Origin of the sequence: Bacteroides sp. AM54-2NS (assembly GCF_003602935.1) — a bacterium.
Classification (GTDB): domain Bacteria; phylum Bacteroidota; class Bacteroidia; order Bacteroidales; family Bacteroidaceae; genus Bacteroides; species Bacteroides xylanisolvens.
In genome coordinates, this window is sequence record NZ_QTMZ01000032.1 from 1 (window position 1) to 15,185 (window position 15,185).

8 protein-coding genes and 3 pseudogenes are annotated in these 15,185 nt (G+C 44.2%); 4 read left to right on the plus strand and 7 right to left on the minus strand.

Going from position 1 to position 15,185, the window contains the following annotated elements:
• Window positions 1-593: 593 nt before the first annotated feature.
• From araJ (DXA05_RS17915) to DXA05_RS17925, 3 genes and pseudogenes are all read right to left on the minus strand, one after another.
• Window positions 594-1,761, minus strand: a pseudogene (araJ, locus tag DXA05_RS17915) (MFS transporter AraJ).
• A gap of 247 nt (window positions 1,762-2,008) precedes the next feature.
• Window positions 2,009-3,316 (minus strand): Fic family protein, encoded by a 1,308-nt coding sequence (locus DXA05_RS17920; RefSeq protein ID WP_128859448.1) that lies wholly within the window; start codon window positions 3,314-3,316, stop codon window positions 2,009-2,011.
• A 147-nt stretch (window positions 3,317-3,463) separates the two neighbouring features.
• Window positions 3,464-4,869 (minus strand): annotated as a pseudogene (locus DXA05_RS17925) (alpha/beta fold hydrolase).
• Between the two features lie 510 nt (window positions 4,870-5,379).
• Between DXA05_RS17925 and DXA05_RS27840 the strand changes: the two are divergent.
• From DXA05_RS27840 to istB, 4 genes are read left to right on the plus strand one after another with little or no spacing between them, the layout of a single operon-like run.
• On the plus strand, window positions 5,380-6,087 hold the full coding sequence (locus DXA05_RS27840; RefSeq protein ID WP_284515603.1) for a helix-turn-helix domain-containing protein: 708 nt from the start codon (window positions 5,380-5,382) through the stop codon (window positions 6,085-6,087).
• A 5-nt stretch (window positions 6,088-6,092) separates the two neighbouring features.
• Window positions 6,093-6,368 (plus strand): hypothetical protein, encoded by a 276-nt coding sequence (locus tag DXA05_RS27845; RefSeq protein ID WP_284515604.1) that lies wholly within the window; start codon window positions 6,093-6,095, stop codon window positions 6,366-6,368.
• Entirely contained in the window at window positions 6,369-6,974 is a 606-nt protein-coding gene (locus DXA05_RS27850) for a hypothetical protein (RefSeq protein ID WP_004322673.1), read from the plus strand.
• Window positions 6,975-6,986: 12 nt separating this feature from the next.
• A complete protein-coding gene (istB, locus tag DXA05_RS17935; RefSeq protein WP_004322674.1) occupies window positions 6,987-7,757 on the plus strand; it encodes an IS21-like element helper ATPase IstB in 771 nt (256 codons plus the stop codon).
• 72 nt (window positions 7,758-7,829) lie between these two features.
• Here the strand turns inward: istB and DXA05_RS17940 are convergent, their stop codons facing one another.
• The 4 genes and pseudogenes from DXA05_RS17940 to DXA05_RS17955 all read right to left on the minus strand — a co-directional run bounded on the left by DXA05_RS17940 (window position 7,830) and on the right by DXA05_RS17955 (window position 15,181).
• Entirely contained in the window at window positions 7,830-9,425 is a 1,596-nt protein-coding gene (locus DXA05_RS17940; RefSeq protein WP_044654148.1) for a two-component regulator propeller domain-containing protein, read from the minus strand.
• A 437-nt stretch (window positions 9,426-9,862) separates the two neighbouring features.
• Window positions 9,863-11,014 carry an MFS transporter AraJ gene (gene araJ, locus DXA05_RS17945; protein ID WP_004322889.1) on the minus strand — a complete coding sequence of 384 codons (1,152 nt, stop codon included), beginning with the start codon at window positions 11,012-11,014 and terminating at the stop codon, window positions 9,863-9,865.
• A 191-nt stretch (window positions 11,015-11,205) separates the two neighbouring features.
• Window positions 11,206-12,612, minus strand: a complete 1,407-nt coding sequence (locus DXA05_RS17950) for an alpha/beta fold hydrolase (RefSeq protein ID WP_004322891.1) — start codon at window positions 12,610-12,612, stop codon at window positions 11,206-11,208.
• Between the two features lie 89 nt (window positions 12,613-12,701).
• A pseudogene (locus DXA05_RS17955) lies at window positions 12,702-15,181 on the minus strand (glycoside hydrolase family 2 TIM barrel-domain containing protein).
• Window positions 15,182-15,185: the final 4 nt, after the last annotated feature.

Sequence of the window (15,185 nt, forward strand, 5' to 3'; positions counted from 1 at the left end):
TATAGAAAAAGCGCGTAATTGAGGTGGTCCCCCTCCACCTCAATTACACGCTTTTTTCATATAAAAAGAATATTCTTTCGCGTCTGCGCACGTGTACACTATTAAAAAGAAAACTCACAGCCAGTTTATCTTCCTATGCTATGTATAGCACAGAATCCCACTATAGCTGCTTTTATTTTCATTATAGCTAATCTCAATTTCATTATAGCTAATCCCGATTTCATTATAGCTAATTTTATTTTCATTATAGCTAATCAGAACTTGTCATCAAGAGACTCATGGCTCATTGAGATACTTATCGTATCCCAAATATACGATAAATCGTCCGGTGCATAAGTAAAATCATTCTAGATGAAAGTAAGACAAAGTAAGCTAATCTGGGACAAAGTACGTCATTTCAATCCCTTGTGATATAATACCTTTGCGGTATCGAAAGAAAAAGAAATAGGGCTGGTTCATTTCTTCCGATATCTATTGCGTCAACTGTTTTGCTTTGTTATAAGCCGGCTGAAAATAAATTTATATTAGGGTGATTCTTTTATGTGATAAAGAATCGAATGCCCGCTTTCGATTTTTGGGCTTAGTGAAAAGTTTCAATCGTTTTCAATTATATCATCCTCTGTAATTCTGGCTTGGTATTTCTTATAAAAAATCAGGAATAAAGTAAATCCGATCAGGCGAATGGTACACCCGCCAGAGCCGGATAACGGTAGCCACCGCTAACAGCCAGTCCGCCTGCATAAGCACCGATGGCATTTCCGAGATTGAATGCAACCTGCACGCAGGCTGCTCCCAGCATTTCTCCTCCCTTTGATACGCGGATAATTAATATCTGCTCCGGACTGGATACAGCGAACAGTCCTGCTGTACAAAGGCACATCAACAGGGCTGCTGCCCATTTATAGGGAGAAAGGAAGAAGATGAGCAATAACATAATACAGATAAGTGCTTGTGCGGCAGTTCCTACTTTTCCGGGGGTGTAGCGGTCGGAGAGACGTCCGCTAATCAGGTTTCCCACTACCATACCGAAGCCGGCAAGGATCATTAAAGGCGTAATGCTTTCTGCGGAGAAGCCGGACACATTGGTAAGCATCGGATTGATGTAGCTATACCAGCAGAATACACCGCCATTACCTAGTGCCGTAGCACCGAGAATCAGCCACGGAGCCGGAGTTTTAAGAAAGCGGAATTGTCCTTTAAAGCCGGTATCCTTCAGACCCTCTACATGCGGAACCCATCGCCAGATATAATATAGGATAACAATTCCCCAGATACCAACCAGCAGGAAAGTGGCACGCCAGGAAAGCATGGTACTTAAGGAAGTACCCAAAGGTACACCAAACAGATTGGCAATGGTCATTCCTGCAATCATGATGGAGACAGCTTCCGAACCTTTACCTTTGTCGGCTAGTTTCTCGGCAACAATAGAGCCTACTCCGAAGTAGCACCATGAGGTAAACCGGAAATAAAGCGGGCAGCGAGCAACACCCAGTAATTGGGAGCCATAGCTGCACAGATATTACCTATCATAATTAAGGTAACTAATACTAGCAGAATATGTTTTAGTGGATATTTGCGAGCCAATGTCAATACAGGTGCACCCACACAGACGCCTAATGCATAGGCAGAAATGAAATGTCCTGCCGTAGGAATGCTAATACCCAAATCTTTTGCCACATCGGGCAAAATTCCCATCATCACAAATTCGGCAATACCTAATCCCAAGGTGCCGAACGCCAAAGCGATAAGACTTTTCTTCATACCAAACTTAACCTTAATACCTGTAACCTTTTTACCTTACTTTTATTTGCCGCTTATTTTTTCGGCTGCAAAGGTAAAACAAAATCTTCCAGGGTGAGTTCGATGAGATAGATTTTGATTTAAATCAATTTAGACAATGCCGGTATAAACTTGTGATGAAGGGTTTATGTAGTATATGCAAATTGTAGCCATTTACTTTCTTTCCAATTCTTGCAAATTCTTCAAATATTTGCAAGAATTGGAAAGATTATGTGATAGACTTAACTGTTTTATCAAAAAGTTCTCCTTTTACATATCCTTTCTTTACTTTATTAAGTGATATTTCATCAACCAGTTTTCTTTCCACAAGACCGTCAATATCATTTTTGGCGGTAGTATGAGTAATAGAGAACCTGTTTTGTAGCTCTTTCACGGTGAATGATATTTTAGGATTATCATTAATAAGCCTAAGAATATCTGCTTGCCGTTCGTTAATATTATCTAATTTATAGAATACAGAAGCCTGATGTTTTTGATCTAATTTACGTTTGATATAAGTTTGTAGTTCTTTAAAAGCAAGCTCTAGCACTCTTAGGTTGTAAGCTATAAAGTATCCCATGTCTTTTTCATCAGCTTCTGTGTATAAATAAGCATTTTCATAGGACTTTTTTGATTTGGCGATTACCCTTGAGATAGATAAATATTCAGTTAACCAATAACCACTTTTTAGCATATACCAATAGAATAGAGCTCTTGCTGTACGTCCGTTTCCATCTACAAACGGGTGCATATAAGCAATCATAAAATGGATGATAATGCCTCTGATTATTGGGTGAATAAATACTTTAGAATCACTTTCATTGAAGAATATGCATAAATCTTCAATAAATGAAGGGATATCTTTGTATGAGGGGGGAGTGTGTACTACTTCATGCGTAATAGCATCTTCCACTACTACTTCGTCATTCGTTCTGTATGCTCCTGCATCTGCTGGATTTTCTAATGTTTTTTCAGTCATTAAGACATGAATCTGCTGTAATAGTTCGGATGATAGTGGGGTATGTATATTTTGGGTTATAAAACGTATTGTTTGATAATTATTGAAAATCATTTGTTGCGATTTGTCCTGTGGAGAAAGGCTTTTTCTTAACATCTCCTTAGCTACTTTTCTAGTAGTTGCCGCTCCCTCCATTTGGCTGGAGGATATTGCTTCTTCCATTAATGAGCTAATTAGATACTGTTCTTTGTTTTCTGCCGGAATGATTGAATTACTTCCCCAAGAGCCGCCAAAGTTCATATCAAACTCGTGACACATCCGCTGCATGGCGTTGGTTATACTGATGGATATGCCATATTTTTTCCATACAATGATTCGTTTTGCTCTCCGTGATGCTTTTATGTAGCACCATAATTCTTTACTCGATATGCCTTCAGGAGCCTTTTGGTATTTTACATCAGACCAATAACTATATTTATCATTGTTTTTTTCTATGATTGCCTTGAGTTTTTCAAGCGGATCAGTGAGAAGAACTTTTAAATATTCTTCCTGACTTATTTGAGGAGGGAATTCAATCATAATACCATCTGTTTATATTATATTGGGTCTACAAATATAATTCTTTTCTTGCTAATTCTTGCAAATTCTTCAAATATTTGCAAGAATTGGAAAGAAAAGAATGTGATATAGAGAAATGTGCACTTGCAAAGTATATAATTAATAGGCTTATTGTTTTCTTATCCATTCAATGATATCTTTCAGGACTTCCGGATTGATTGTTTCTTCCAGTTGCCCGTATTCGGTCAATGTCCCTTTTTCACAAGTCTGAAACAGATGATTTAAGTTCGGATAGGCTTTGACTGTTACATTTTTGTTTCCATTTCCGGTGATTCTTTTCTGGATAGCGGTCAAATTCATAACGGCATCCACTTGAATATCCTTTTTCCCGTTCAGAGCCAGAACCGGACATTTTAGTTTCTTCAAATCCTGGCCTGGGTCATATCTCATAAAATGAAGATACCATGGAGAAGTCATCGAACTGATTTGTGCGGATAGTTGCTGGATGGTATTCAGGTCTTTCAATTGTTCGGGAGACATTGTTTTTGTAACGTCTGCATACAGTTCTTTCTGCAACTCTTCGGGAGTTTTGTCTGTTTGTTGCAGTATGGCATATCTGTTCCGTATCGAAGGCTTCATCCCTTGCCAGACGGCATCCGGCATTCCCTGGGATTTAGAGATTAACTCTACCTGCTTCAGCATCAGACTGTCGCCTCTCACGCCGGCTCCTGCCAATGAAACGACAAATGCAATGGATGGGTCCTTTTTGGCAACGATGAATGCAATGATTCCGCCTGCACTATGTCCGATAATTCCGATTTTCTTTGCATTTATTTCTTTTCTGCTGCGCAGATAATTCACCATTGCTTCCGTATCTGTGGCAAAATCCTCATTGGTAGCTGTTGCGTGAGTACCTTGTGAAGCGGCAGTACCCCTGTCATCACATCTAGCACAGCAATTCCGTTTCGGGTCAGATAATCGGCGATGACAAAGAAAGGTTTGTGTCCCATGATTTCCTCATCCCTGTTCTGCGCACCGCTTCCCGTCACCATTACCACTGCCGGAAATTTAGTTCCTTTTTCGGGAAGAGTCAATGTTCCGGCAAGGTTAATTCCATCCCGTTCATTCCTCACGGTGACTTCTTCACTTCTGTAAGGGAAAGGCGGTTGAGGCTCCTGTGGACGTTTGGGGCGGCTGGCTTCTCCCTTTTTCAAATTCAACGGAAGGGGCATCCCTTGCGTAAATGTTCCGTTGATTGTGTTATCACTGTTCAGTTTTCCTTTGTACGAAGCATGAATCACAGGTATCTGGATAATTAAAGTAGAATCATTGAAAGAAGTAGTCTGTGTCTTGATACCGTTGGCTCCCTGGTCGGGACTGTCCAGTGTGGTCACATAAGCGCCTTGTTCCGTTTGACTGATGTGGAATACAATAGTCAATGAACCGGTGGGAATGGAAAGTTTTCCGTGCCAGGTTCCCGAAATATCTTGGGCGGAAACAGAGGATGAGAAGAACACTCCGGCTAATAGTCCGGTAATGAATATAACGATGCAGCTAGCCTTAACTATTTTCATAAGCGAAAAATTAGGTTTAATCTTAATTGTAAATATAAGATATATACAAAGGTAACAATTTTCCCCATTATAAAAATAAGACATTACCTAATCTTGTCAGAATCCGGTAATATCTTATTTGGCTGTTCCTGTATACTATTACAGTTTTTATTGTTAAGCACAACCTCTATTCCAAACTATATAGCCTCCCTTAAAAAACGATGATTCTTAAAAAAGGAATATTTAATCATCGGAGAAGGACATAAATCGCAGTTTGGTAAAGAAAAGCCGGAAAATGCCATGCATTTGTAATTACGTGATTCTCTATTTTCGCTGTTTTGAGAATATACTAATGTAAATAATAACCCAAAAGTAGTCCACCATAATAATTGAAAAGTATACCACTAGGTTAGTAAATGGAGTCTGTTTTTTACTATTTCCCTATCGTAATTACATGCTCTATATTAAGATTTATTAATATAACCACTTCCTTTGTGGTTCAACCAATAAGGAAGTATAAACATGATAACCATGGTGGATAAACAAACCATAATTCATTTGTATAGAAGTCGTGGGCTCAGCAAACGTGCCATTGCCCGCGAACTGGACATCAGCCGTAAAACGGTACATAAGGTAATCCAGGAGTATGAGAGTACATTGTCTTCTGATACTCCTTCAGTAAGTTTAGAGACAATTTTGACTACTGCGCCCCGGTATGATAGCTCTAAACGTAGCCGTAGAGTAATCACAGGACAGGTACAATCCATTATAGATGATTGCTTAGCTAAAAATGCCAGCAAACGTGCCAGTGGTCTAAAGAAGCAATGTATGTTAAAGAAGGATATTCACAATCTTCTTCTTTCACGAGGATTCTCAGTCAGCTATCCGAGCGTATGCAAGTATATCACGGGGATTGATACTCAAAAGTCCCGTAAACGGGAAGAGGCTTTTATCCGGCAGTACTATATCCCGGGAGAGAACTGCGAGTTCGACTGGGGAGAGGTAAAACTCCGCATACATGGTAAGCTTCAGCGTTTCTTTCTGGCTGTGTTTACTTTTAGTCACAGCAATGGGCGTTATGCCTATCTGTTCCGTCATCAGAATACGCTGGCCTTTATGGAATCACACCGTAATTTCTTCCGCCAGGTCAAGGGAGTTCCCTATGTCATGGTATATGACAATATGCGTGTGGCGGTCAAGGACTTCGTAGGGACAGATAAGACTCCCACGGAGCTTTGAGCCGTATGTGCGCCTTTTACCGGTTTGATTTCCGCTTTTGCAACGCACGTGCCGGATGGGAAAAAGGACATGTGGAACGTAGCGTGGAGTATGTCAGGCGCAAGGCGTTCTGTATGAAGATGGATTTCGACTCGGTAGAAGAAGCCGGCAAACACCTGCAAGAGGTATGTGAAGGACTTAACACACAAGCCGGAAGTATCTCCACCTTGGACAAGGTAGAGTCGCTCGCGGCTGATCTGGCAGCCTTGCAGCCACATATAAACGAGATGGGATGCTTTTAAATGGAGGATTATAAAGTTGATAAGTGGTCTACTATCTGTATGAAGAACATCCATTACTCCGTTCCCGACACATTAGTGGGGAAAACGGTTTCTGTCAAGATATACAGCGAGAAGGTTGTTATCTTCCATGGGCAGGTGAAGGTGGCAGCGCATGAACGTGTGTATGGCGTGGCAGACTGGAAAATACAGTTGGAGCATTACGCTCGCACCCTGCTGCGCAAGCCGGGGGCGGTACAAGGATCGTTGGCACTCATGCAGATGCCCGCTAAGATACAGGAACTCTTCCAGATACATTTCCAGGATAATGGAAGGGACTTTGTTCTGTTAATACAGTATGCCGCAGAGAATGGATTTACAGACAAGGATATCATACGTTCCTATGAGGCTTTGAGACTGCGTGGAGTACACAAGGTATCGGCAGACCAGATTAAAGCCTTTATGCACGCTAATAATGAGCCGCAGGATGGAAATGGGGAAAATGTGCCTGCTCCGGAGCACCGACAGCAATCACGGCAGATAGAGGATGCGGCAATGGGGATCCTTGTGGACCTGACCAGGATGATGGACAGCACACAGGCTTTAACTCAAATAGATTCTTTAAACTAAAAAAATATTGTTATGGACTACTTGTCAGAAAAAGAAATGATTACAGACTATGCCAGAGAACTTAAAATAAATGTTCTACAGAACGAACTGGAGGACTTTATCACATTGGCAACGCAGGAGAACTGGGGATGCAGGACATTGATTGCACGCATACTGGAAAAGGAAATGGAAATAAGGGTAGAGAAACGAAGAAAACAACGGGTAAGGATAGCCGGATTCCCGCAGATGAAGTATTTGCAGGAGCTCATAAGAGAGGATTTGCCTAAAGACGCACAGATGGTCATACCTGAACTGGAAACACTTGAATTTGTTAAAGAAGGAAGAAACGTGGTGTTATATGGAAATCCGGGAACAGGAAAGACACATATAGCCACCGCATTGGGGATCAAGGCGTGCATGGAAGGATATACGGTCTTTTTTACATCTGTACCGCATCTGCTAACACAAATAAGGGAATGTAGGTCACAGAAGAGTCTAAGACAACTCGAACTCAGGTTTGAAAAGTATGATATGGTCATTTGTGATGAATTTGGATATGTAAGTTGTGATAAGGAAGGAGGAGAACTATTGTTTAACCACCTATCACTCAGAGCCGGGAAAAAAGCGACAATCATTACCACAAATCTATCTTTTGACAGATGGGGAGAAATTGTAAAAGATAAAGTTCTAGTCGCTGCAATGGTAGACAGACTAACCCATAAAGCACATCTGGTGAACATGAGCGGACAATCATATAGAGTTAAAGAAACACAAAACATGAGGAGATATGTATCACAAAAATAAAAGAATTATATCCTTTGCATAACGAAACTAGTGGACTACTTTTCAATTATTATCTGGTATACTTTTCGATTATTATATACACTTGTTATAGGGTAGAGAGTTCGGATTATCGGGGTTTCGGGTGTACTGTTTCCATTTGTCTTGTGGCAGGTCGTAGCAGAACACGCCGTCGGAATAGGTAGCCAGCCACAGTTTGCCGTGGCAGTCTTCCAGTATATTGTACACAAAGATTTTGTTCATTTCGGGGATGCGTGTGAAGTCATCCGTCTTTCGGTTGTAACGCATCAGCCCCGAGGTCGTGCCTATCCATAATTCGCCGGTGCTACTTTTATAGATTGAGAATATGTTGTCGGCATTGAGGGTATTGGATGCTTCGCCCTTTTCGTAGTGCCGTACTTCCCGGGTGCGAAGATGGATACGGTTCAGTCCGCCGGCAAAAGTACCTGCCCACAGGTAATCACCGTCGATACATAATCCGTGAATGTTGTGGTACAGGGCAGGGTGGTGGAAAGGCGTGACTGTACCGTCGGCGGGATTGAAATGGAAAAGTCCCTTGTCTTCTGTGCCGAACCATATCGTCCCGTCATTGCTTCCGCAGAATTCACGGATGCGGTGTCCCAAGTATCGCATGTCGTCCCGGGGATAATACTTTTCGAAGTAAGTATATTGGTGAGGATAATAGTTGACGCCACCGAAGTATGAGCCTATCCACATTCCGCCTTCACGGTCTTTGAAGATGGTGTAGATGGCGTTGTCGGATAATGCGTAGCGGTCGTCGGACTCCGAGGTGGTGAGGTGGATATATTTGTCGGTTTCCAAGTTGTAGATGTAGATGCCTTGTTCCGTACCTACCCATAGCTCCGTATCCGAACGCAGGCAGATGTTGCGTACGTAGTCGTTTAACAGGCGGCGCACCTTGCGGGTGGTCAGGTTGATTTCTGCCAGGCCGTTGGACGAACCTATATAGATGCAATTGTGCAGTCCTTTGACACAGGTGGTGATGATAGCTCCTTTGAAAGGCTCTTCGCCTTCGGCATCCCGGAAAACGGTGAAGCGGGCGGCGTCTTCCGAATGATACAGGTTGTCCTCGTAGCGGTTCACCCACAATTCGTTGTCTCCGAACCAGAAGCGGGTGATGTTAAGCGCTCCTTTTCCTATTTTTGCGGAATACTCCTTCAAGCTGTTCTTCTTTATGTCGTAGTGGAAAAGCCCTTGGGAATCGGACGAAATCCATACGTCTTTTTGCGGGTCGGAATCTATCCACGTTATGGTACGGCTGATGGTCTCACCGGTACCTTCGATGGGAATGTCGAACGGGGTGAATTTCTCTAATCGGGGGTTATAGATGTAGACGCCCGTATCAGTCCCTACCCATATATTTCCTTCGGCATCCTCGTGTAGGGCAGTGATAAAGTTGTTGCCCAAAGAAGAGTTCTCTTTCTGAAAAGTACGGAATACGAGACCGTCATATTGGTTCAGCCCGTCTTTCGTGCCAAACCACATGAATCCTTGCCGGTCTTGCAGGATGGTGTTCACCGTATTATGTGAAAGTCCGTCCTTGATGTCCAGCGTACGGAAATAGTAATAAGGGTTTTTGGCGGCACTCTCTGCCCAAAAGGTTGACAGGAGAAGGCTCATGATGGCGTATAAAATGCTTTTTGTTTTCATAGCGGACAAAGATGCAATAGCTATTTCGGACAAATATAAACATTATATATACGATAACTGTAATTTGGAGATTATTTTCTTTCTATAATCAATAAAGTTCCGCCTACTTGCTTTTCTCTAATTATTTTTGTATCTTTAAAGATTTTCCGTCCGTAATTCTGTAGTTGTCATCTTGTAAAGTGACAAATGTCCTGTTGTAAGGTGACATTAGTCCTCTTGTAAGATGACAATGGTCCCTTGCAAGGGGACAACTACCCGAGTGCATAGAAAATTCTAGTTCAGTGCAGTGGAATTTCTAATAGAGTGCAGTGAAAACTCAAAGTCATCGAAGTACTTTTTATACTCAACCCAGCTAATATACTTCACAAGGATAATAATTTTAAAAGATATTGCTATTTATTATAGGATGAAACTTTATATCTCTCCCTCAAAAACTCTTAAAGATAATTGGGATTGAACTGATATTTCTTATAGAAAATCAGGAATAAAATAAATCCGATCAGTGCGAAAGGAACCCCTGTAAGCGCAGGATAACGATAGCCTTCGCTGATAGCCAGTCCTCCTGCATATGCGCCGATGGCATTTCCCAGGTTGAATGCAACCTGCACGCTGGCAGCTCCCAGCATCTCTCCGCCTTTTGCCACACGGATAATTAATACTTGTTCCGGACTGGATACGGCAAATAATCCTGCCGTACAAAGGCACATCAGTAGAGCGGCTGCCCATTTATAAGGTGAAAGGAAGAATAGGAGGAGTAGCATAATACAGATGAGCGCTTGTGCGACAGTTCCTACCTTTCCCGGTGTGTAACGGTCGGAGAGACGTCCGCTGATAAGATTCCCCATGACCATACCGAATCCGGCAAGAATCATCAGAGGAGTAATGCTTTCGGCAGAGAAACCGGAAACGTTTGTCAGCATCGGATTGATATAGCTATACCAGCAGAATACACCACCGTTGCTTAATGCTGTGGCACCCAGAATCAGCCACGGGGCCGGAGTTTTGAGGAAGCGGAATTGCCCCTTGAAGCCGGTGTCTTTCAACCCTTCTACGTGGGGAACCCAGCGCCAGATGTAATACATGATTACGATTCCCCAAATGCCTACCAACAGGAAAGTGGCACGCCAGGAAAGCATAGTGCTGAGGGAAGTTCCCAATGGGACGCCGAAGAGGTTGGCGATGGTCATTCCGGCAATCATAATCGAAACAGCTTCCGAACCTTTTCCTTTATCAGCCAGTCGCTCGGCAACAATAGAGCCGACACCGAAGTAGGCTCCATGAGGAAGTCCGGAGATGAAACGTGCGGCAAGCAATACCCAGTAGTTGGGTGACAAAGCGGCACAGATATTACCTATCATAATCAGGGTGACCAGTACCAGCAGAATATGTTTCAAAGGATATTTGCGGGCTAATGTCAGTACGGGTGCACCCACACAGACGCCCAACGCATAGGCGGAAATGAAATGTCCCGCAACGGGGATACTGATTCCTAAATCTTTTGCCACGTCGGGCAAAATTCCCATCATCACAAACTCGGCAATACCCAATCCCAGGGTGCCGAACGCCAATGCAATCAGACTTTTCTTCATACCAAACTATACCTGATACCTGTTACTTTTTTACCTTCTTCTTTTTTGCGGGTGCAAAGGTAAAACAAAATCGGCCAAGGTGAGTTCGGTAGGAAAGATTTTGATTTAAGTCAATTTATGCAATGTATGTAATCAAGGGGATGGATGTACTACCAGGCAATGTTGTCCGAAAAAGTGTATTGCTGATCACCTTACTGTTTCTGAATCCACTCGGTCATATCTTTCAATACTTCCGGACTGATGGTTTCTTCCAGTTGCCCGTATTCGGCCAATGTGCCTTTTTCGCAGGTCTGCAACAGATGGTTCAGGTTCGGATAGGCTTTTACAGTTACATTTTTGTTTCCGTTTTCGCTGATTCTTTGTTGGATGGCTGTAAGGTTCATAGTCGCGTCCACTTGAATGTCCTTTTCTCCGTTTAGGGCGAGTACCGGACATTTCACATTCTTCAGGGCATTAGCCGGGTCGTACCTCATAAAATGAAGATACCAGGGCGAGGTCATCGAACGTATCTGGGCGGAAATCTGCTGTACGGTATTCAAGTCTTTCAGTTGTTCGGACGACATGGTTTTGGTAACGTCTGCATACAGTTCCTTTTGGAGCTCATCCGTTGTCTTGTCCGCTTGTTGCAGTATGGCATACCTGTTTCGCAGCGACGGTTTCGTTCCTTGCCAAAGCGCATCCGGCATTCCCTGAGATTTAGAAATCAGTTCCACTTGCCTTAGCATCAGGCTGTCTCCTTTGATGGCGGCTCCCGCCAATGAAACGATAAATGCCACTGACGGATCATTGGCTGCCACAATGAATGCGATGGTTCCTCCTGCGCTATGTCCGATGATTCCAATCTTTTTCGTGTTTATTTCTTTTCTGCCGCGCAGATAGTGGATGGCAGCTTCCGTATCTCTGGCAAAGTCTTCGTTGGTAGCTGTTGCATGGTTGCCTTGTGAGGCGGCTGTGCCACGGTCGTCGCAGCGCAATACGGCGATGCCGTTTCGCGTCAGATAGTCGGCGATGACAAGGAAAGGCTTGTGTCCCATAATCTCCTCATCCCGGTTCTGCGCACCGCTTCCTGTCACCATGACTACCGCCGGAAATTTTGTTCCTTTTTCGGGAAGAGTGAATGTTCCCGCGAGATTGATTCCGTCCTGTTCGTTTCTTACCGTGACTTCTTCGCTTTTGTAAGAGAAAGGCGGCTGAGGTTCCTGCGGGCGTTTGGAGCGGCTTGCTTCTCCTTTTTCCAGATTCAACGGCAAAGGAATGCCTTGTGTGAATGTTCCGCTAATACTACGGTCGTTGCTCAGCTTTCCTTTGTAAGAAGCGTGGATAACAGGTGTCTGCACAGTCAATATGGAATCTTTGAACGAAGTGGTTTGCGTCTTTATTCCGTTAGCCCCCTGGTCGGGGCTGTCGAGTGTCGTTATGTAAGTGCCTTCTCCTGTCTGATTGATATGGAATACAAGGGTCAGCGAACCGGTGGGAACAGTCAGTTTTCCGTGCCAGGTTCCTGAGATATCTTGGGCGGATGCGGAAGATGACAAGGATAAACCGGTCAACAAGCCGGTAATGACAGTTACTAGGTAGACAGCTTTCAATGTTTTCATAAAAGAGAAATTTAACGGAATATTTTTTAGCTATACGGTATACGCAAAGATAGTGTATTTTTAAAAATAACAGATATACTTGTTAAACTTTATAGCCTGACAAACACCGTTTTAACTTCCGGGATATCACACCGCACGGATACTACCGATTCTCCTTTCCTTTTATCTACACGGATGGCTGCGCGACCATTGTAGGCCTGTACCTTTCGTGAACCGGTAGAAGTCCCCTGGTTCTCGATTAATTGCCCGTCTCCTGCCAGTCCGAATTCTATATAGTTTACGGCATCCAGACAGGGTACGCCTTTAGCGTCTGTCAGCTGGACTTCCACCATTGATATATCGCCTGAACTTTCTCCGCCGCAATGAGTGACTTTCGCTTGCAGTTGCGCAGGCTTACCCCATGTGCGGGTTTCGTATACAAACCGGAGCGTGTCTGCCACGACTGCTTTCCCTTTGGAAAGGGCGATGACTGTATTCTCTCCTGCCTGTAACTTGCAGTTCCAGTGTAGACCTGCCGCCGGATAGTCCTGACTGTTACGCTTCTTTATTCCTTGCGGCACTCCGTTGACAATCAACTCCACTTGCGGACAGTTAGAGTAGACTAATATCTCTTTCATTTCTTCCGGTTTGCCCCATCGAATCGGCCATGTATGCCCATAGATATGTATCATAGGCTTTTTCGCCCAGTATGATTGGAATACATAGTAAGTCTCCTTCGGTGTGAGATCTCTTTCCACTACTCCTTTTTGATTGACATAAGGCACAGGATTCTCCGGACGTACCGGAGTAGAGAAGTCCTTGAACGGCCAATATGCCGCCCCTGTCAGCCAATCCATCGTTTCCTGTTCTTTCAGATGCCAGTCGATGAGGCGCACCATGTAACTTTCCGACCAGTCGCCGTCTTTGGAAGCGCGTGCGTTTCCACCGTAAAGCGAAGCATCTCCCGCGCGTTCGTCTGCTCCCTTGCCCGCTTCAATCTTATCCAAATTGATGAACGGGTCCTCCGCATGGCGGCGGGCATGGCAGTCGCCTCCCCATTCGGCATGGAAGAAATGTTTCACCTGCTGCATCTCATGGAATGAAGCATTTTTATAATCGGTGAAGATGCCTCTGTACCACCCCGCCAGATAGAAGGAGAATAAACATCTACGATATCTTTACAGAAGTCGCAACGGCGGATAGCGGTCACCCGGCTATCGTCCGATTGATGCGCCAATTCATGGAGTTCCTTCATAAAACTACGTATCTTTCCCTTGTCGAATTCCGGGAAGTCGTTCGGCCAGTCGTTTTCATTACCTAATCCCCAGATGATGACGGCGGGATGATTATAATGCGTATGAATCATGTTCGTCAACATTCGTTTGGCTTGTGCCTGATACTGCTCGCCACCCAGACCGCCGCGGCACCAGGGAATCTCTTCCCATACAAGAATGCCCAGTTCATCGCAAAGAGAAAGAATAATGTCCGACTGTTGGTAATGTCCCAGCCGGATAAAATTCACTCCCATTTCTTTCATGAGCGTCATTTCCGCCCGCATTTGTTCTTCTGTCATAGCTGCGCCTACGCCCGCATGGTCTTCGTGGCGGTGTGTACCGCGCAGCAAAAGGCGGGAACCGTTGAGGCGGAATGGTCCTTTTTCCACAAATTCAAAATGGCGGAATCCGAATCGCTCGATGGCTTTCTGCTCCTGTCCGTTGTGGTGCAGGGTAATTTCGCAGGTGTAAAGAGCAGGATCCTCGTCCGACCATAATTCCGGCTTCTGAATATTTGCCGTCAGCAGGGAAGCTTTTCCAAGCGGCATCACTTCTTTTTCTTCATTCAGTATTATCTTGCCTGAAGGAGATTTGACGATGATATGCGCAGTTGTTTTCCTGATATCCGACGGATTATAGAAAAAAGCTTGAACGGCAAGTGTTGCCTTTTTCAGGTTTTTGTCTAATACGGCATCTATTTGTACACGATCTATGGAAACTTCGGGGACATACGCCAGGTTGAGGTAGCGGTATAGTCCGCCATAAACGTTGAAATCCGATAAGTCGGAAGGAATCATTTCCGCATCCCGGCTGTTGTCGCAACGGATGGATAGGGGAACTTTACCGCCAAAACGTTGAACACATTCGGGAGTGGAGACGAATGCTTGCACCGCTTCGGTGATATCTGCCGTCCATTCATCGTATCCGCCGATATGGGAAGCGACCCGTGTCGTGTAGATGTATACTTCGGTCTTTTGTCCCGCTCCTTCAAAGTCGAGCAGGATTCGTCCGTTGGGATAGGGATTTTGTATGTCGAGCAGTGTTTTATACCACCCGGGGCCCTGGTAGTAATTCATGTCCGGGTCTACGGCATCTGTGGCATTGAAGCAATGGGGCAGGGTGACAGGCGTCCATAGGGGAACGCATTCCGAACTGCCGGGAGCGGCGGGACGCACTGCTTCCCAGATATTGCCGATGTCTCCCCGCAGATACAGCCAGTTGTCGGTTAGCCGGGTTTTATGCCCGGTGAGGACTTTAGCTTCGGATAGGGTGGCGCAGCCTATAATAAGGCATAACGTATAAATCAGTCGTTTCATTTTT